The sequence below is a fragment of the Rhizobium sp. 10PS4 genome (genome assembly GCF_032464805.1).
Lineage (GTDB): Bacteria > Pseudomonadota > Alphaproteobacteria > Rhizobiales > Rhizobiaceae > Rhizobium > Rhizobium laguerreae.
This window is the reverse complement of the sequence record NZ_JAWDIW010000001.1, coordinates 456093-475356: the sequence shown is the minus strand read 5'-3', so window position 1 is coordinate 475356 and position 19264 is coordinate 456093. Positions and strand designations below refer to the sequence as shown.

General features: G+C 61.9%; 14 protein-coding genes. 4 read left to right on the top strand and 10 right to left on the bottom strand.

Annotated features, from left to right (window positions below; genetic code table 11):
• Position 1: 1 nt before the first annotated feature.
• The 4 genes from RWJ89_RS02150 to RWJ89_RS02135 are packed head-to-tail and all read right to left on the bottom strand — an operon-like array spanning position 2 to position 6091.
• On the bottom strand, positions 2 to 1108 hold the full coding sequence (locus tag RWJ89_RS02150; RefSeq protein WP_168280957.1) for an ABC transporter ATP-binding protein: 1107 nt from the start codon (positions 1106 to 1108) through the stop codon (positions 2 to 4).
• Positions 1096 to 2460 carry a polygalacturonase PglB gene (pglB, locus tag RWJ89_RS02145; protein ID WP_168280959.1) on the bottom strand — a complete coding sequence of 455 codons (1365 nt, stop codon included), beginning with the start codon at positions 2458 to 2460 and terminating at the stop codon, positions 1096 to 1098. The genes RWJ89_RS02150 and pglB overlap by 13 nt, the downstream gene beginning before the upstream one ends.
• Complete coding sequence (gene bglB / locus RWJ89_RS02140; protein WP_168280961.1) at positions 2457 to 3551, bottom strand: beta-galactosidase BglB; 1095 nt, start codon at positions 3549 to 3551, stop codon at positions 2457 to 2459. Before bglB ends, pglB begins: the two co-directional genes overlap by 4 nt.
• Positions 3552 to 3568: 17 nt before the next feature.
• Entirely contained in the window at positions 3569 to 6091 is a 2523-nt protein-coding gene (locus tag RWJ89_RS02135; RefSeq protein WP_316030496.1) for a hypothetical protein, read from the bottom strand.
• Positions 6092 to 6282: 191 nt separating this feature from the next.
• Between RWJ89_RS02135 and RWJ89_RS02130 the strand changes: the two genes are divergently transcribed.
• Complete coding sequence (locus RWJ89_RS02130; RefSeq protein ID WP_316028270.1) at positions 6283 to 7569, top strand: ABC transporter substrate-binding protein; 1287 nt, start codon at positions 6283 to 6285, stop codon at positions 7567 to 7569.
• A 359-nt stretch (positions 7570 to 7928) separates the two neighbouring features.
• Complete coding sequence (locus RWJ89_RS02125) at positions 7929 to 9191, top strand: DUF3422 domain-containing protein (RefSeq protein WP_131662695.1); 1263 nt, start codon at positions 7929 to 7931, stop codon at positions 9189 to 9191.
• A gap of 75 nt (positions 9192 to 9266) precedes the next feature.
• Here the strand turns inward: RWJ89_RS02125 and RWJ89_RS02120 are convergent, their stop codons facing one another.
• The 6 genes from RWJ89_RS02120 to RWJ89_RS02095 form a co-directional block, all read right to left on the bottom strand.
• Positions 9267 to 11411 carry a methyl-accepting chemotaxis protein gene (locus RWJ89_RS02120; protein ID WP_316030495.1) on the bottom strand — a complete coding sequence of 715 codons (2145 nt, stop codon included), beginning with the start codon at positions 11409 to 11411 and terminating at the stop codon, positions 9267 to 9269.
• 16 nt (positions 11412 to 11427) lie between these two features.
• Positions 11428 to 12357 carry a substrate-binding domain-containing protein gene (locus RWJ89_RS02115; RefSeq protein WP_131641299.1) on the bottom strand — a complete coding sequence of 310 codons (930 nt, stop codon included), beginning with the start codon at positions 12355 to 12357 and terminating at the stop codon, positions 11428 to 11430.
• A 200-nt stretch (positions 12358 to 12557) separates the two neighbouring features.
• Positions 12558 to 13442: a carbohydrate ABC transporter permease gene (locus RWJ89_RS02110; RefSeq protein WP_221946451.1), complete on the bottom strand. Its 885-nt coding sequence runs from the start codon at positions 13440 to 13442 to the stop codon at positions 12558 to 12560.
• Positions 13432 to 14406 (bottom strand): carbohydrate ABC transporter permease, encoded by a 975-nt coding sequence (locus RWJ89_RS02105; protein ID WP_206105845.1) that lies wholly within the window; start codon positions 14404 to 14406, stop codon positions 13432 to 13434. The genes RWJ89_RS02110 and RWJ89_RS02105 overlap by 11 nt, the downstream gene beginning before the upstream one ends.
• Before the next feature lie 82 nt (positions 14407 to 14488).
• Positions 14489 to 15712: an ABC transporter substrate-binding protein gene (locus RWJ89_RS02100; protein WP_131662692.1), complete on the bottom strand. Its 1224-nt coding sequence runs from the start codon at positions 15710 to 15712 to the stop codon at positions 14489 to 14491.
• Positions 15713 to 15762: 50 nt separating this feature from the next.
• Positions 15763 to 17085: an alpha-L-fucosidase gene (locus tag RWJ89_RS02095; protein ID WP_316030494.1), complete on the bottom strand. Its 1323-nt coding sequence runs from the start codon at positions 17083 to 17085 to the stop codon at positions 15763 to 15765.
• Between the two features lie 205 nt (positions 17086 to 17290).
• On the opposite strand from RWJ89_RS02095, the gene RWJ89_RS02090 reads away from it, so the two are divergent.
• On the top strand, positions 17291 to 18298 hold the full coding sequence (locus tag RWJ89_RS02090) for a LacI family DNA-binding transcriptional regulator (protein ID WP_316030493.1): 1008 nt from the start codon (positions 17291 to 17293) through the stop codon (positions 18296 to 18298).
• A 196-nt stretch (positions 18299 to 18494) separates the two neighbouring features.
• Positions 18495 to 19223 carry a FadR/GntR family transcriptional regulator gene (locus RWJ89_RS02085; protein WP_077976873.1) on the top strand — a complete coding sequence of 243 codons (729 nt, stop codon included), beginning with the start codon at positions 18495 to 18497 and terminating at the stop codon, positions 19221 to 19223.
• Positions 19224 to 19264: the final 41 nt, after the last annotated feature.

Here is a 19264-nt window from a genome sequence, read left to right as displayed (position 1 = left end):
TTCAGCGCCTCCCCTGTCCGGGCCGCCGGGCAAAAGCCAGACCGTTTTCGGGATCGAACAGATGAACCCGCCCCGGAGCGGCGTCGATCAGGATTGGGTCACCAGGCGCCGGCGCGAAATGGCCGGCCTCATGAATGATGATCTGCTCGTCCTGCCCGGCAAGGTTGCCGTAAACATAGGTCTCGGTCCCGAGGCCCTCGTGATACTGGACGATGAACGGCAGGCCTTGCTCGCTGGAGCGTGAAAAATGCGCGGGCCGGATGCCGGCGAGAACGGCCTGGCCGACCGCAATGCCGGCGAGATCGACATCGCTGACGATACTGCCACCGTTGCCGACATCGATGACGACGCCGCTTTCGCTGACGCCTGATACCTTGCCCTTGATGATGTTCATGCGCGGCGAGCCGAGGAAGCCCGCGACGAAGAGATTGCGCGGGCTGTCGAACAGGTCCAGCGGTGCTCCGACCTGCTCGACCCGCCCGGCGCGCAGCACGACGATCTTGTCGGCCATCGTCATCGCCTCGACCTGGTCATGCGTGACATAGATCATCGTCGTCTTGATGTCGCGGTGGAGCTTGGTGATCTCGGCCCGGGTCTGGACGCGTAGCGCTGCGTCGAGATTGGACAGCGGCTCGTCGAAGAGGAAAATGTCAGGTTCGCGCACGATGGCCCGGCCGATCGCCACGCGCTGGCGCTGGCCGCCCGAAAGCTGCTTCGGACGCCGGTCCAGATAGGGTTCGATCGCCAGCATCCTGGCGGCTTCGGCAATCCGCGCCTCGATCTCGGCACGCTTGAACTTCAGGTTCTCCAGGCCGAAAGCGAGGTTCTTGCGAACGCTCATATGCGGATAGAGCGCGTAGGATTGGAAGACCATTGCGATCTTGCGCTCGGCCGGCGAGAGTGCGCTGACGTCGCGCGCCCCGATCGCGATTGCGCCTGACGTCACCTCTTCGAGGCCGGCGATGACGCGCAGCAGGGTCGACTTGCCGCATCCCGACGGACCGACGAAGACGACGAACTCGCCGTCCTTGATATCGAGTTCGACGTCATGCAGGACTTTGACCGAGCCATACGACTTGTTGACGTTGGAAAGTTTCAGTTCTGCCATGTCCCACTCCCATCAGGTGCCGCCGTTTCGAAGACGGCGTCTTTTGTGTTCCAGCCTTGCGGCAGCGGTGTCGGCCTCGTGATCCGCACCTCGTTCATCAAGATCCCGGCGACATCAGCCACGTAGACGGCCGGCATTCCTCCAGGATAGTGCTCAAGACCGATCACCCGGCCGTCCGACCCGCGGGTCCAGGCATTGGCGCGGCCGCCGCCATCGGCTTTCGGGGAAAGGTCGGCGTTCGTTGGACGCAGGTCGTAGGACCGTGCCGTGCCGAGCTGCCCAGGCTGCTGATCGATGGCGATGCGCGCCAGCGATGCGTTCCGGATGCCGGCCGGCGAGGTCGAAATGACTGTGATCGCCCCCTCCATCCGCCCGGTGATGTCCTCGACGATGAGATTTTCGATGGCGCCTGCCGTGCGTTCCGTAACTCGGTCGACGACATTGACGGTCAGCGCCTCCCCCGAGCCCCAGAAGCCATCGGGGGTCTCGCGGCACTCTACCGCAATTCTCGAAAACCTTACGTTCGATATCCGGCCGCCGTCGCGCGAAAAGACGCCCAGCGCCCTGTTGGAGGATGAGACGCTGCAATCCTCGAACACGACATTGGTGACGTCGCCATGCGTTTCCGTGCCGATCTTCAGCGCGCAGCTGAGGCTCTGGACAGCGCAGCGGCGGACGAGAATGTTCTCGCATCGCCCGATGGCGACGCGATCAGGACCGATGCTCGTCTTCAGGCATATGCCGTCGTCGGCCGTCGATATCCGGCAGTCCTCGATGACGGCGCCGCGGCAGGCATCCAGCACGATGCCGTCGGTGTTGGGAAGACGGCGGTCGTTATCGATGGTCACGTTCCTGACGGCGACATCGGTGCAGTTGACGAAGTGCAGCGTCCACATCGGCGAGCGGCTGATATGGACGGAGCTGATCTCGACCTCGTCGCAGTCCTCGAAGACGACGACGCGGGGACGAAATTCGGCCGGGATGAAAGTTCCCACCGTCTCGTCGTCCCCCACGATGAAGCTGTCGCAACCGGCTTCGATGCGACCCGCCCCCGTCAGGCTGATCCGCCGCGCATCCTTGGCGACGATCATCCCGCGGTCCGATTTTTCGGCGATCACCGAAACACTCGTATGCGCATAGGCGGCATAATCCGGAACGGGACGCAGGATCGCGCCGACGGCCAGATGAAGGTCGACGCCGGATCTGAGCTGGAGCCCGCGGCAGACATGGGTGCCGGCCATGAGCTCCACGCGTCCGCCGCCCGAAACCGACAGGCCGTCGATGGCCGACTGCAGGCGGTCGGTATTGTCGCCGTCGAGCGCCTCGATTGCGACGAGGGAGCGGATACTCATTGGCGACGGCCGTTCTCGAGAAAGACTTCCGTCAGGAGCAGCATCGTCAGCGCCTGGCCATAAGGCGTCGGCACGTTGGGGATGCGCCTGTAGAAATCGAGGTCATGGCCCATCGGTGTGCCGTCCGAGACGCCGTGGACGACGCCTTCCTCGTCGATCTGCGCCAGCACCGCAGCAAGCGCGCGCTGCGCATAGGTCCTGTCGTCCTTGTCGAGAATGCCGGCATCGATGGCGCGCAATATGCCATAGGCAATGCCTGCCGTAGCCGAGGTTTCCAGCGGCGACGACGGATCGTCCAGAAGCGTCGTGAACATGCCGTCCGGCCGCTGGTATGCTTTCAAGGAGCGCACCTGGCTGACGAGCACGTTCGACAGAAAACGCCGGTCCTTCTCGCCGAGCGTCGGAACGAGGTCGAAGAGCTCGGGGATGGCGACGGTGATCCAGGCATTGCCGCGCGCCCAGAAGGCATTGGCGAAATTGTGCCGCCCGTTGAAGGTCCAGCCGTGATACCAGAGCCCGCTGACCGGATCGGAGAGATAGCGGGTGTGGATCACGAATTGATAGACGGCCTCGTCGATCCACTCGCTGCGCTCGCAGAGCACACCGGCGCGGGCGAGAAACAGGCAGGCCATGAACAGCGTATCGTCCCACAATTCGCCATCGTTGAGGCGCTCCTTGACGACGTGCTGAAAGCCGCCGTCTTCGGTCTTCGGCAGTTCCTTGACGAGCCATTCGGCCCAGTCCTCGACGAGAGCGCGAAAATCGGGACGGTCGACATGCTGGACGAGGATTGCAAGCGGCAGCATCGGCGCCGTGCTGTTGATCTGGCGCGGCGGCAGGCCGCGTTCGATCTGGCCGGCATACCAAGCGACGAGTTCCTGCAGCGCTTTCTGATCATTGGTGGAAATGGCGCGGCGCAGGAAGCCGTAAAGGCCGACGCCGACTTCCCAGTCCCATTCGTCGAACTGGATTCCGGAGGCGGAATTTCCCGTCACGAGACCTTCCTTGATGCCTCTGAGCCGGCTGAAAGCCGTTGCCACGCGATCGATCGTCGTCAGGAGGGCGGCATTATCGACAGATGTTGTGTTCATGCTGGAGACCTATGTTTTTAGGAGTAGAACGGCCCGTCAGTGCCGGCGCAGGAGGCTGCACTGTCGTAGGTGAGGATCGGCTGCGGCTGATCATGCGTGAAGGGCCTCGCCTCGCCGCCGATCGTAAGACCGTCGGCATAGGACAGGTCGATCGCCGGGCCGCCCGGCGGCGTCAGGGAGAGTCGCCGGAGCTCGGGCTCGAAGGAAATCGTCGTCCGGCACAGCCGTTCGATGAACGTCTTGAAGGCATCGTCGTTGCCGCATCCGACGATACCAGCCCAGCCGCAAAGCGGCCCGTAGGAGCGCGCCTCGCGGCCGGCGGTCGGGCCGTCGGTGATCAGCTCCAGGCCGTTCGACGCCCAGAGGGCGGAAAATCCCCGGCCCGATCGCGCAATAAGCCACTTGTCTTCGATGATGAGATCGTCCAGGCCGTCACGGCCAATATAGGCGTGGGTCCATGCATTGCGTGCATCGCTGGTGTCCTCGATCAGCAGAGCGACGTCGCGATGCTGGGCGACGCGCGGCAGGATGCCGTTGCCGGCCCAATAGGACGGCCGTTGATTGCCCCACGGATCGTCCTCGCCAGGATGGCTCACCCACAGCCTCGCCATCGGATGGCCGGCCAGCCTGATGTCGATGACATGCTGCTGATGCCCCTTCTGGCCGGTCTTGTGATCGACGACTGTCGAAAGCTGCGCCGCCTCGTTCTTGAACAGCACGAGTTTTCCGCTCTCGAGGCCCTGGTTGTAGCGCGCCTCGACGCTTCTTCCTCGCGACAGCGCCGCAAGCTCGGCCAGATCGGCGGGCGGCTCGTAGCCGCCGGCGCAGAACATCGTCAGTGCCGCAACACCGTTGTTCAGCCAGCCGGTTCCGAAAGCGACCTGGGCGAAGGGCGCAAGCTCGGTCAGCGGGCCGGCGCGCAACTCCTTGTCGTAAGCGCGGCCCTGCGATCCGGCCGGAACGCCTGCGAGCGTATGAAGAGCGATCATGCGGAAGATGAGATCGATCTGGGCGCGGGCGCGCGCTGACATCGCCGTCTCGGCCCAGCGCTCCAGCGCCAGCAGGCCGATAAAATCGATCGGGTAGTAGGCGGCCGAGTTCCACTCCGCCAACCCATGGGCTTCGACGCTGTCGAACCAGCGGCCGAGCCGCTCGCGGCCAAGTTCCGCCTGCTGCCGCCCCGTCCGGCCCGAAGCCGAAAACACCTCGTCGGGCAGGAGAAGTCCGGCCAGCAGCTGGCTCGTGTGAAAGCAGAGTACATGGTTCTCGCTCCAGAACCACATCGCGTCGTTGCCCGGCTCGTCGACCCAGTAACGGTAGGAGCGGACAGAATGCCGGATACGAGCGACTACGGCATCGGGCATCCGATCGGCATAGGCGCCGAGCAGCCACAAGAGCGGCACCATGATGAAATCAGAGCAATCCTCCCGCGCATCGATGGAGGCGAGCGTGGCGTCGATGATGCGGTCGAAGCTTTCCTGGTCGTGGTGACCGGTTTCCATTATTGCGATGAGGCGCCCGACGCGGTTGGCGCCGAAGCGGGCGCTGTATTCCAGTGCCTGCCGTTTGCGGGCGGTGAGCGATGTCTCTGATGTCAAGGGAGAAATGCTGCTCATGAAGGCAGCATCGATGACGCGCGTAACCGAGCCCGTGCCGGAGCCGATCGTCATGTGGACGCCGTGATAACCGTCCGCTATGCCGCAGACATCGTCGGCCGTGAGGCTGCTCTGATGGGCCTTGAGCGTCAATCGGGAGTGCGCGAGAACGGGCCGTTCGTGACCATGGCCGACGACCTTGAGCTCCACCGGCAGATCGCGTTCGGGCGCGGTACCGAATATGATCTCCAGCGGCTGATTGACGAAGACGTCGCGGGCCGGGCGGACGCCGCGCGCAAGGGCTTCCAGCTCGCGGACCTCGTGCTGGTCCAGCGATACGGGAAGCAGCACGCAGAGCGGCTCGCCGTCCAGCATCTCGAGTTCGAAGAACCACGTCGTGTCGCGCTCGGCCAGGTCTTCGGTATGGACGAGAATCTGGTTGTCGCCGGCTTTAAGCGGCAGGCTTATGTCGGTTGTGCTCTCGACGTTGCGTTTGAAGGGTTCGAAGCGCACCGCCTCCTGTCCGTTGGCCCATATGCGAACGCCACCGCAGGTCTTCAGCCTGAGATTGAGAGTTCGCGCGGACGCCGTCCTGAACGTGCCCTTCAGCCATCGCCTCAGATGCGTCGGCACGTGCCAGAAGCCGGTGAACTCGACGCGGCGGTTCGAGCCGGGAAGATTGAGGCTTTCGGTCGGCCAGGACGTGTCGGGCAGTAGCGGCCGTCCCACCATGGTCGACCAGAAGGCCTTGCGGCAGGGCAGGTCGCCGACATCGACGAAGCCGTTGATGAAACGATAGTTCACGCGGTCTTCGGCCGGCGCGGGCTCGCCGGGAAAATAGCTGGCGATGAGGCCGGAAACGGCCCATGCCGTGATCGTCTCCCCTTCGGCCACGCTATATGCTGGCGCCACATCGTCGGGCTGCTTGATGTATTCCGTTTTCACAGACCGCCTCCTCCGCAATCGAATGAAAATATTTTCATTAGTTTCTTTGTGCACGCTATTTTTGCAAAATGCTCAAAAACATCGCTATTGCCGCAGAAAATAGCTTGACGGAACGAATGTCAAGTATATGAAATTCATTTATCGACGGCTGATGCCGCGATTGATGAAAATGTTTTCATGGGAGGATGAAAATGAAAACCTATCTATCAGGGGCCGTCGCACTGGCGTTGGCAACCGCTTCTTTCGCATGGGCCGGCACGGCCATGGCGCAAACCCAGACAATCACCTTTCTCTTCACCGACGACGACCAGGCTTATGTCGAGCGGATGGAAGCGCTCAGCAAGGAATTCGAGACGGCGCATCCCGACATCAAGGTGAATTTCGTCTCGTCGGGTTATGACGCAGTCGCCAAGCAGCTGCCGGTACAGCTTGCCATCGGCGAAGGTCCTGACATCGCCAAGATCACCGACTGGCAGCTGGCGCCCTACTATCTCGACATGCGACCCTTGATGAAAGACCCGGATGGCTTCGCCAAGCTGCATGGCGAGAGCCTGAACACGCTTCGCTTCCCGGGCGTCAACGATCCGAACTCGATCAACGGCTATGTCGCGTCGCAGACCTTCAACCTGCCCTTCGTCAACAAGACGCTGTTCGAACAGGCGAATGAACCGCTTCCGAAGCCGACAGCCACGCTGAAGGATATCGTCGAAGCCTCGGCGCGCGTCGCCAAGGCGACCGGCGCCCAGATCCCCTTCACGATGGACCGTTCGGGCCATCGCTTCTCCGGCGCGGCCTTCTCCTACGGCTCGAATTACGTCAAGGACGGCAAGTTCTTCTTCCCCGACGATGCCGCCAAGCGCTACATCACCGATCTCTACAACTGGACGAAGGACGGCTCTTTCCCCAAGGAAATGTGGGGTGCGGCCGGCGGAACCCAGTACAAGAACATGGGCGACGAATTCGTCAACGGCAATGTCGTGACGTATGTCGCCGGCAACTGGATGGTCAATCCATTCCAGAAGAAGATCGGCGATGCCTTCGACTGGACGGCGATCAGCGCGCCCTGCGGCGATGCCGGTTGCTATGCGATGCCCGGCGGCACCGCGATCGTCGGCTTCAAGCGCACCAAGCATCCGGAGGCCGTCGCCGCCTTCATCGAGTTCCTCGGCTCTGAAAAGGTCCAGCGTGAAATCGCCGAAAACTACGTCATCCTGACCGGTGCCGACATCAAGGACCCGCAATACAAGCTCGAGAGCAAGAATGCCAAGGAGGCCATGGCCGTCTTCCTCGCAAGCCGCAACAGCGCACCGAAGGCAGCCCGCGACCTGGAACGCCTCAAGGGCTCCTCCGCCATCTATCAGCTCATCGTCCAGAGGATGAGCCAGCTGATCGTCGGCGAGCTTTCCCTCGACGAGACCTTCAAGGCAATGAATGCCGACGTCGACAAGGTCAACCAGGCGCTCGCCGCCAACAAGTAACCGGCCGCGCCTGTCTCCCACAGATTGCGCGCTGCGTCAGCCACGGCCTCGCAACGGGCCGTGGCTGATCGTTTTTTTGCTCCTCCTGGCGTCCTCTCCGACACTTTGATCGGTTTCCAATGGTCGACGATCTGAAGCACGCTACAACTGCCGCAAAGAAAGGTAGCGTCGCCAGTTCCGCGGCACGATGCTGGGAACGGCGGCGACTGGCGAAGGCATGGTGACATGCGGTTCGGGAGAGGCTATAGGCGTTGTCAGCCTTCGCCGGCTCGCAGGCGCCATGGTCAACTCACACATGCCGGCAACCCGGTTACATCAGGCGACCCAGCGACTGTCTACCCATATAGAGGTGTATTTCCATGCCGATGGGCTCCGAGCATCCGCTGCGAAGGGAACTTCACAACGAGCTCCACGCGCGGCCGTCGCTTTACTTCGATGGTGATACGGATGTGTGGCACGTCGCCATCGTCGGCGAGAATGCCCCTCCTCAGATACCAAATTCTGTGCCGGGATTGGAGGACGTCTCCACGACCCGCGAAGGCAACCACGGCATCGGCCGCATTGGCGACGGCCGGCTGAAGTGGGAGGCGCATACCGAGTTCCTGACCCTGACTTTCGTCGTTCCAGCATCGGCCGAACCCGGCAGCAACCCGCCGGAAGCCTTTCAGGCGTGCTGCCGGCAGATCGACGGCAAGGTCATCGCAGCCGTCCGGGTGCTGGTGCGGGACGAGAAGGACGGGCAGCGCTCGGAAAAACCGAAGCTCGACTATGTCGCGTCGCAAGTCGGCGGCGGCGATGCGGAAGTGCATTCGAACTTCCGGCTGACCGACAGCGGTTTCGTCGAATTCCTGTTCTTCAACCGCAACCTCAATGCCTATCGCACCGGCCGCATGGTCAGGCGTTTCCTGGAGATCGAGACATACCGGATGATGGCGTTGCTGGCGTTGCCGATGGCGCGCGAGACGGTATCGAAGCTCTCCGTCTTCGACCGGCGCCTCGACCTGCTGATCGCGCATATGCAGAGTGCGGTCAAGGTCGACAAGGCCCTGCTTTCCGAGGTCACCAAGCTCTCGTCGGATGTGCTCAATTTCTCCGCTCTCGCCCGCCACCGCTTCGGCGCGACGAAAGCCTATGCCGAGATCGTCGCAAGCAGAACGTCGGAGCTTCGCGAGGTGCGCGTCGAGCAGCGCCAGAGGATCGGCACCTTCATCGACCGGCGCTTTCAACCAGCCGTCCGCTCGGTCGAAGCCGCCGAACGCCGCCTCGACGAACTGGCCGAACGCGTGAGCCTGGCCGGCGACCTGCTCAGGACGACCGTGCAGGTTCAGCTCGAAGATCAGAACGCGTCGCTGTTGACATCAATGGAAGAGCGGGCGCGCATCCAGGTGCATATCCAGCAGGCGGTCGAAGGCTTCTCCGTCATCGCCATAACCTACTACACCGTCGGGCTGGCAAAGATCTGCCTGGAAAGTATCTCCGAACTGGGCGTTGATCCGCACGTGTCGAAGCTCGCCGTTCTCGGCGCCATCCCGCTCGTACTCTTCGCCGTTTGGGCGGCAGTTCGTCACGTTCGCAAGAGCATTGCCGGCCACTCTCACGGTCCGGCATCAGAGAGCCATTAAGGCGACGCTGGCCGATGATCGCTCACCGCCGCCCTTTCGAGGCGGCGGCGTTTTCCTGGCTGCATCGACAGGGCGTCAGGATGCCATAGCGTAGTGGCGATGTTCCGATGCCCGGCCGCTGCCCGTCCTGAATCGCCGCAGCAATTCGGCAAGGCTTTCGGTTTCATGTGTCAGGCTCTGGGCGGCCGCCGTGGTCTCTTCGACCATTGCGGCGTTCTGCTGTGTCACCTTGTCCATCTGGTCGCCGGCAGCCGAGACCTCGCGCAGGCTCGTCGCCTGCTCGCGGGCGGCAACGGCGATCTCGGCCACGGTCGCATTCATGGCGGTGACCTGCTCGACGATCTGTTCGAGCGAAAGGCCGGATTCGCCCACCAGCTGGACACCGGTCTTGACCTGCGCCGAGGAGGTGGAGATCAACTGCTTGATCTCCCTTGCCGCGTTGGCGGAGCGCTGGGCGAGCTCGCGGACTTCCTGGGCGACGACGGCAAAGCCCTTGCCTGCCTCGCCGGCGCGCGCCGCTTCCACACCGGCATTCAGCGCCAGCAGGTTGGTCTGGAAGGCGATCTCGTCGATGACGCTGATGATGTTGCCGATCTTGGACGACGAATTTTGAATTTCCGTCATCGCGTCGATGGCGCGGGCAACGATCTCTCCGCCCTTTTCGGCATTGGTGCGGGCGGTTGCCACGACACCCTGGGCACGGCTTGCGCCCTCCGCCGTTCCGTTGACGCCGCGGGTGACGTCACCCAGCGCCGCGACGGTCTCCTCCAGCGAGGCTGCCTGCTGCTCGGTGCGGCGGGCGAGATCGTTGGAGGCGGTAGAGATTTCCGCAAGGCCGGAGCGGATGGTGGAGACCGCGCGAATGACGGAGTCGACCGCCTCTTCGAGGCTCGCGACAGAATTGTTGAAATGATCCCGGATCCTGACATAGCGATGGTCGACTTCGCCGACGCGAACGGTGAGATCGCCCTTCGAGAGTGCGTCCAGCCCGACTGAGATCTGGCGGAACGCGTGCTCCATCACCTGCGCATCGCTAAGCCGCTCGGCTTCTTGACGGAGCCGCTCTTCTTCGGCCGCCAGGCGCGCGCGTTCGGCGTTGGCTTCGGCGATCAACTTGGCGCGCCCCGTTTCCTGGAAAACCTTCAGCGAACGCGCCATGGCCCCCAGTTCGTGGCGGTGCTCGACGCCGGTTATCGCTATCCCTTCCTCACCACGGGCAAGCTGCTCCATGGACTGGGCCATCTTGCGCACCGCCGAGGAAATCAGCCGGCCGACGAAGTAGGAAAGTACGAGGCCGATGACGATTAGCAGGCCGCTGATGACGAGCGTCGTGCTGGTCGCGGAGGCAACCGTTGCATCCACCGAACCATCAAGGGTCTTCTGCGCGCCGGTTACCGTCGCCTGCAGATCCGTGAAGCCGCGTGAGATTTTCGGTGCAAGCACGCTGAGCTGCGTCTGGCGGATATTGCCCGAGGCCTGCAGCACCTCCTTCATGTCGCCGAGACGAGCGGTGTAATTCTGCATGAGCTGGCCGGCGCCCATCAGGCGCTTCTTCTGCAGCTCGTTCTTTGCGGCTTTCGCAGCGGCTTCGTTGAGCGTGACCGCTTCGGCGAGTGCCGCCTGCGCCGTGTCATAGGCCGCAAAATCATCGGAATGCACGAAGCGTTCGGAGAAATAGAGGCTGCGGTTCAACGCCTCCAGTGTCGCCGCCGTCATCTGCAGCAGGGCCACATCGTTCTGGCGCCAGGCGCTGCGCACGACGTCGTTGAGCGCGATGCTGGTCCAGGGGCCGAATTCGGTGACCTTGGAGATCAAGGCATCACGCCTGGCCTGCAGGGCGACGATCTCTTCGAAAGCCTTGCCATAGGTGGCAATGTCCTGGCGGATTGCCGCAAGGCCGGACTGCAGGTCCCTGTTGCCGGCAAAACGCGGATCGTCGGCGTCAAACGCTTTCACGCCGGCGCGGAAGCGGTCGACGACAGCCTGCGTCGGGGTGGAGCGGAAGGCTTCCGCCGACATCTGAATCTCGTTCAGCTGGTCGCTGTAGTCCGAGATGGCGAGACTCTGACCGGCCGTGGCGCGATAGGACGAGAAGATCGAGGCGAGCCCGTTCATACCCGAGATGGCGCTGACCGTGAGCAGGCTCATCAACAGGATCAGCGGCACAAAGCCGGAGGTGATCTGTGCGCGAATGCCGAATTTATTCCAGAAATGCAACATCATAGTCCTCTTATGCTCACTGGCTCTTCGGCAGATAGGTGGCAATGTTCTCAGGTGTGACGAGTTCGAAGGGAACGTTGTTTTCGCGCGGCACCTTCTCTTTGCGGATCAACTTGACGGCGGCGTCGACAGCGGCAGCCCCCTGTCCGACGGCGCTCTGGAGAATGGTCACGTCGAGATCGCCGGCCACCATCGCGGCGAGCGCGTCGTCGGTCGCGTCGACGCCGGCGACGACCACATCTTTCATCGGCATGCCGGCCTTCTTCATGGCGCGGATCGCGCCGAGCGCCATCTCGTCATTATTGGCGATGACCGCGTCGAACTTGACGCCGGCCGACAGCCATTCCTGCATCTGCTGGTCGGCATAATCGCTCGACCAATAGGCGGCCTGTCGCTCGACGATCTGAAGGCCTTTGCATTCTGGGGTGGCGATGACGTCGGAAATGTCCTGGGTGCGGGCGCGGGCGGCCGCGTGGAAGGGTTCGCCCATCAGCACGACGACGCGGCCTTTGCCTTTGAGGAGCGCGCAGACCTGCTTGGTCTCCAGTGTTCCAGAATCCTTCTCGTTGGAGGCGACCACCACCTGATTATCCGGCAGGTCCAGTAGGTTGGAAGGAACGTTGTTGATGTAAACCAGCGGAATACCGGCATCTGCCGCCATCTTGGTCATTTGCGGCCCGAGATCGCCATCGGAGACGGCAACGATGATCGCGTCGACCTTGTCGGCAACGAACTGCTGGACCTGCTTCTTCTGAAGTTCGTTGTCGCCCTTGGCGCTCTCGGTGACGAGCTTGAGGCCTGATATCGTCTGTCCATGCGAGACGACGCCGTTCAGAAGTGCCGTCCTGAACTTGTCGAGATCGGACATCGAAACCCCGATCGTCTGGGCATGGGCAGCAGAGATCGATATCGCCAAGGCGATGGATGCAAGCGTAGCCGTTTTCATGAATTCCCCTGCGCAATTCGGATGTGAAAGGGTTATTTCAAATTTTGGTTAAATTTTACTTTTCCTCCGGAAGCAAAAGTTAAGCGCGAGGGTATGATCTTGCGGCGGCAGGAGCGCCTTCTTCGGTGGAGATCGACCGGACTTGAAGCGCATCACAGCAAACTTGATGCGATGCGCTTAAATCTTTGTTCTTATGAAGATTAGCGCCCACCAAAGCCGGAGCTGACGGTAATGCCCTTGTAGATCACCCTCTGCAGCACGATGGCCAGGATGACGCCGGGCACCATGGAGATCGTCGCACCGGCCATGATGTAGTTCCACGCGGTGCCCTGCTGTGTCTGAAACAGGGTGAGCCCGAGCGGCAGCGTGGCCATTTCGACGCCGCTGGTGGCGATCAGCGGCCAGAGGAAGCTCTTCCACTGCGCGATGAAAGTGAACAGCGCCAGCAGGCCGATGGCCGGCATTGCAAGCGGAACGATGACCGTGACCAGAATGCGCAGGCGGGAAGCCCCATCCATCATCGCCGCCTCGTCGAGATCCTTGGGAATGCCGAGAATGAACTGCCGCAACAGAAAGGTGCCGAAAGAGCTGAAGGCGACCGGCAGGATCATGCCGTGATAGGTGTTGATCCAGCCGAACTTGCTGACGATGAGGAAGAGCGGAATGACCAGCATCACCTGCGGGATCATCAGCGTGCTGAGATAGGTAAGCAGCAGCCCCTCCCGGCCGGGAAACCTCAGCCGGGCGAAGGCGTAGGCGGACAGGCAGGATACCGCAATCACAATCGCCGTAACGCCGCAGGCGACCACGAAGGAATTCAACAGGAAGGTTCCGAACGGCAGGGAAACCAGGGCTTCGACGAATGTTCCCCAATGATACTCCTCAGGGAAGATGCGTACCGGCACGGCCATCACCTCGGCATTGGAGCGCACCGCATTCGACACCATCCAGAAGAAGGGGAAGAGGAAAAGCAGCGCGATCAGCGAAAGTGCCGTGTAGCTGACGAAGGTGCCGACGCGCCGCAATATGCGGTGACGATGCTGGGACACCGAATGAGGATGCCGTGAGTTCGGGTCAATCGTCATAATGCACCCATTTGCGCTGCATGTGGAATTGCAGGATGGTGAGCGCCATGATCATGACGAACATCACCCAGGCCAATGCGGAGGCATAACCCATCTGGAAGTTGGTGAAGCCCTTCTGGTAGATGGCAAAACCGAGCGTGGCCGTCGCCGAGCCCGGGCCGCCGCGCGTCATCGCAAATATCTCGTCGAAGACCTGCAGCGAGGTGATCGCCGTCATGACGGTGCCAAAGAAGATGGTCGGCGAGATGAGCGGCAGGCGGATGCGCCAGAAGCGCTGCCAGGCATTGGCGCCGTCGATCGTCGCCGCCTCGAGATAGTGCTTCGGCACCAGGTCGAGGGCGGCGTTGAACATCACGACATTATAGCCGACATTCGCCCACAGGGTGACAAGCACGACCGCCTGCATGGCCCAGCTCGAGCTCAGCAGGAAATTCGGCAGGCCGAGGCCGAGCGCGCGGATAATGGTGTCGGCCAGGCCGTCCGGCGTGAAGATCAGCAACCACACCACCGACGCCGCGATGGTCGGTGTAAAGGTCGGCAGGAAGAAGATTACCCGGAAGATCGCCTTGCCGCGCTTCAGGCTCGATATCCAGACCGCCAGCGTCAGCGAGACGATAATATTCAGCGCCAGATACTCGACGGCGAAGAACAGCGTGTTGCTCAAAACGATGTAGAAGGCCGGATCGACAGTGAAGAGCCTGATGTAATTCTGAAAGCCGACGAAGGATGGCGTCGAGATCAGCTGCCAGTTGGTAAAGCTGAGCGCCAGCGACGCCAAAATCGGCAAGGCCATGAAGACCATGAAGCCGAGGAAGCTCGGCAGCAGGAACAGCATGGCTGTCTGCGTCTCCGGCTTCAGGAAGCGCCGTGGCTGACCGGGCTGCAAGGGAACTTCGGCAACAGCGCTTTGCGACATGTCTTCCTCCATGCACGACAGGTCCTGCCGCAGCGAGAGCTGGCGCATGACCCGAAGATCGGAATCGATTTTCCGAAAGGATCATGCGCAGATTTCAAGGCGACGGCGCGTCCTGCCGGACGCGCTGGCTCTATTGCTGCGCAAGGCTCTGGATGGACTCCATCGTCTGCTTGGCCTCGACGCTGCCGGCGAAAGCCGGCGGGAAGTACTGGTTGAAGAGGTTTTCCACCGCTGCCCAGTTGTTGGTGATCACGTAAGGCACGGAGTGCGCCAGGGAATAGTCGATGGCCTCGCCGCCATTGGTGATGTCCTTGGCCGCCACCTTGTACCAGGCCGATTGCGACGCCGTGCGCGCCGGCAAGGCACGACCCTGCTCGGCGAGATAGGACAAGGCTTCCGTGCTGGTCAGCACCTGGATCGCCTTCCAGGCCGCGTCCTTGTTCTTGCTCGTCGTGGAAATGCCGAAACCGGAGCCTGCGGTCACGGCCGAAAGTTCGCCCTCATCGCGCGGCAGGGTGGTGAGGCCGATCTTGAACTTCGCCTGGCCCTTCATGCCGATGATCGACCAGGGGCCGTCGATATACATGGCGACATTGCCCGAATTGAACCGGCCCTGGACGACATCACCGGGATTCGCGCCACCTGATGGAACCAGCGGCGCGATCTTATCCTTGGCGGCAAAGCCGATCAGCCTGTCGGCGGCAGCAACTGCGCTCGCACTGGTCAAGTCAAGCTCGCCGGCGTCGTTGACGTATTTATCGCCCCAGGCCGCGGCCAGGACTGAATAGTTCGTCGGGGTGATGCCGAAGCCGTACTTGCCGTCTTTCGTCAGTTTTTTGGCGGCATCGGTAAACTCAGCAAGCGTCCAGCCTGGCTTCGGCAACGGAATGCCGGCGGCTTCGAGCGCGTCCTGGTTATAATAGATGACCCACGGCCCGACGTCATAAGGCAGGCCGTAAAGCTGCTTGTCGACGGACATGCCGCCGATGATCGAGGGTGTGAAGGCGGCGACGTCGAACTTATCGGCCTCGATCCGGTCATTCAGGGGCTCGAGCAGCGAATAGAAGTTCGGCATGCGCAGCGACTGCATGGACACGATGTCGGCGAGCTGTCCCGATGCCGCCAGCACCGGCAGCCGCGTCCAGTAGTCGACCCAGCCCGTCGTCGTCAGCGTCACCTTGATATCGGGATACTTGGCACTCACCATCTCCGCCAGGTGCTGCCAACTCTTGGTGTCGGTTTCGGAGCCGGTCCACATCTGCCAGGTCAAGTTGACCTGCTCGGCCGATGCGGCTGTGGCAAAAAGACTGCTGCCGATAGCGGCAAGCAAAAGCGTTTTCTTCAGAACCTTCATGGGTTTCTCCTCCCTCCATGAACGCAAAGGACACGCGAGTGCGATCGAGCTCACGCCTTGAGGATGATCTCGATCACCGGCACGGTAACGTCCGGGTGCCGGACCGGCAGTTCGAGCGTGATCATGCCTTCCGGCACCATCACGCCGATGTTGGAATCCACTTCCTTCGTCTGGCTGAGCCAGCGCACTTCGCTGGCGTCATGCAGGAATTGCGCATAAACAATCCTGTCGGCAAGACCTTCGATATGGATGTGGCGGTAGGGCCAGTTGCAGACATGCAGATAGAGGCGGTTGCCGCGCTGGGTGTAGCGGCAGCCGGCCGGCGCCGGATAGCGGGATGGCCCTGCCCCGTAGATGGAACGCCCATTGACGGCCATCCAGTTCTGATAGACCTCGAGCGCCCCGATGGCGCGCGCATCGAGCGTGCCGCGGCCGGTCGGGCCGACATTCATCAGGAGGTTGCCGCCGAGTGCGACGGAATCGATGAGCAACTGGATGATCTGTTCCGGGCTTTTCCAGGTATCTTCGTCGCGATGATACCCCCAGGAGCCGCTGAAGGTATGGCAGGCTTCCCAGAGCACCCCTTGGCTGGCGATGGCGGGGGCCACACGCGGCGTATACTGCTCCGGTGTCGTTACGTCGGGCAGGGTACCGGACGGCAGATCGAGGCGGTTGTTGACGATGATGCCGGGCTGCAGCTCGCGCACCAGATCGACCAGCCGCTCGCTCTCCCAATCGGCGCGCCCCTTGCCGGGCAGGCCATGATAGTCGCGCCCGGGATAGCTGAAATCGAACCAGATGATGTCGATGCTGCCGAAGCCGGTCAGAAGTTCGCGCACCTGTTCGCGCATATAGGCAGCGTAGTTGGCGATGTTACGGCCGGCATTCAGCGCCTTGGCGTCGGGATGGTTGCGCAGTGGATGGTGAACGTCGATCGGGAAATCGGGATGGTGCCAGTCAAGCAGCGAATAGTAGAAGCCAATCTTCAGCCCTTCGGCGCGGAACGCCTCGACCAGCGGCGTGAGCAGATCTTTGCCGCAGGGCGTGTTCGGCGCCTTGTAGTCCGTCACCTTGCTGTCCCACAGGCAGAAGCCCTCATGATGCTTGGTCGTCACCACGACATATTTCATGCCGGCAAGACGGGCTCGCCGCGCCCATTCCTTGGGGTCGTAGAGATCGGGATCGAAATTGTCGAAATAACGCTGGTAGTGGTCGTCGGTCAGCTCTTCCCGGTTCTTCAACCACTCGTGCCGGGCTCCTAAAGCATAGAGGCCCCAATGGATGAACATGCCCAGGCGATCCTGGCTGAACCAGGCGCGTTTCTCCGCCCCTCCCGATGCCGGATTTTCCGGCTGGCGTTCCGAACTCGTCACAGGTTTCTCCTCCCTGTTTGCCGGTTCAACATCATATCGAACCGGTTCGGTAAATGATCATCTCGCCTGATCCAATGTCTGTCAAGTCGAAATTCGCGACCACAAAATCACTAAGAAACCCGATGAAACAACTGATTTGAAGCATGAATGTTGCGCCAACCAATAAAATCGGACATAACAAGGCATTAGAACCGGTTCGACAGACATGACCACGATACGAGACGTAGCGCGCCTTGCGGGAGTTTCCATCTCGACCGTCTCGCTTGCGCTCAACAGCCCGAAGCGGGTCGGCGCCGAGACGCTCGACCGCATCCAGCAGGCGATAAAATCGACCGGTTACCGCATCGACCCGGTGGCCCAGACGCTGGCGCGCGGACGCAGCTCGCTGATCGGTTTCGTTTCGGCCAATCTCGGCAACATGTTCTTCGGCGACATCCGTCGAGAGATCGAGCACCAGGCGCTCGATCACGGCTATTTCGTCCTGATCGCCGACTCCTCCGGCAGGGCTGATCTCGAACGGGCGCTGCTGGAGCGGCTAGAGGCGCAGAAGATCGCCGGCATTGCGCTGGCGGCAAACGGGCGCGGCGAGGAGTACGCCACGTTCCTGCGCGACTTCAAAACCCCGATCGTGATGTTCGACCAGAAGCTGGAAGGCGCCGAACGCGATTTTGTCGGCTCCGACAACCCGCTGACCACCACCATCCTGACGGAACATCTGCTGCAGCTCGGTCACAGGCGCATCGGCTTCATCTCCGGACCGAGTGGCCTGCACACCGCCGACGAGCGCCTGAAGGGCTTCATCAACACAATGGCCGGCGCCGGCGTGGACATCGACCCTTCGCTGGTAGTCGAAGGCGGCTACACCAGGACCGGCGGTCATGCGCAGGCGATGCGCCTCTTGACCCGTCGCGACCGGCCGACCGCCATCATCGGAGCCAACAACATGACCGGCCTCGCAGCACTGCAGGTGATGCAGGAGATGGGCTTCCGCTGCCCTGACGACGTGTCGCTGGCGATGGTCGACGACGTGCCCTGGAGCAATGTCATCACCCCTCGCATCACCATGGTGGTGCAGGATGCGCAGAAGCTCGGGGAATTGGCGGCCCAGCGCCTCCTGGCAAGAATAGCAAGCCCGGAGGCTGCCGCAGCACCCCCGCAGGATTTTATCCTGACGCCGAAGTTCGTGCGCGGGGAGTCGACCAAGCGGTTGTGAGTGCTTCTCCAGATCCGCACACCTATGCCAAAGCCGCGTCGAAAGACGCCAGCGCGGTGCCGGATTCCGCTGGTTGGCCCTTGTCCATTGAAAGGTGGGCAAATTTGTCATACATGTGTGATGAATCGTGAATTCGCAGTGCCGCGCGTTTGAGCGGCATTCGGATCAAGAGCCGATGCGGGGGTCAGGCGTGGCTATGCAGATGAAGGATCGCAGCAAAGGCTCCGGCTCGCTGGTCTCACAGGTTGGCGAAAGTCTCCGGCAAGCCATATTGAGCGGCCAGTATTCTGCTGGCGACAAGCTTCCGAGCGAGCACGAACTGACCGAAACCCACAGCGTCAGCCGCACCGTCGTGCGCGAGGCAGTGGCAGCACTTCGCTCCGACGGGCTTGTCGAGGTGCGCCAAGGGGCCGGGATTTTCGTACTCGGCGCCGATCCCTCGCTCTCCGCGCGGAAAGTCGACAAGGCCCGCGTCGCCTCCGATCTTGAGGTCCTCGAGATCAGAACACCTGTCGAAATCGAGGCCGCCGGTCTTGCGGCCTTGCGCCGCTCGCCCGCACAGGAGGAGGCGATTTTCGAATGCCACCGGAAAATCCTCCAATGTATTGAGAGCGATCAATCCATTCGCGAGGCTGATCTCGAGCTCCATGCCGCAATCGCCGAAGCCACGAACAATCCGCTGTTCAGGCAGTTCCTGGAATCGCAGGGCTCGGCGATCATCCCGCAGTCGAGGCTCGTTCCGGAAACGAGGACCGCCGAACAGACCGCCTATCGAAAGCTGATCCACAAGGAGCACGAGGCAATTGTCGTCGCCATCTCTGACAGAGATGATCGGGCCGCCCGCAACGCGATGCGCGACCATCTGGTCGGCAGCCAAGCCAGGTACCGCAACCTGCTAAGAGATCTGCGCAGCTTTACAAGCTGAGACCTGATCCGGAATTGCGTGGCCGTTTATGTACGCCCGAC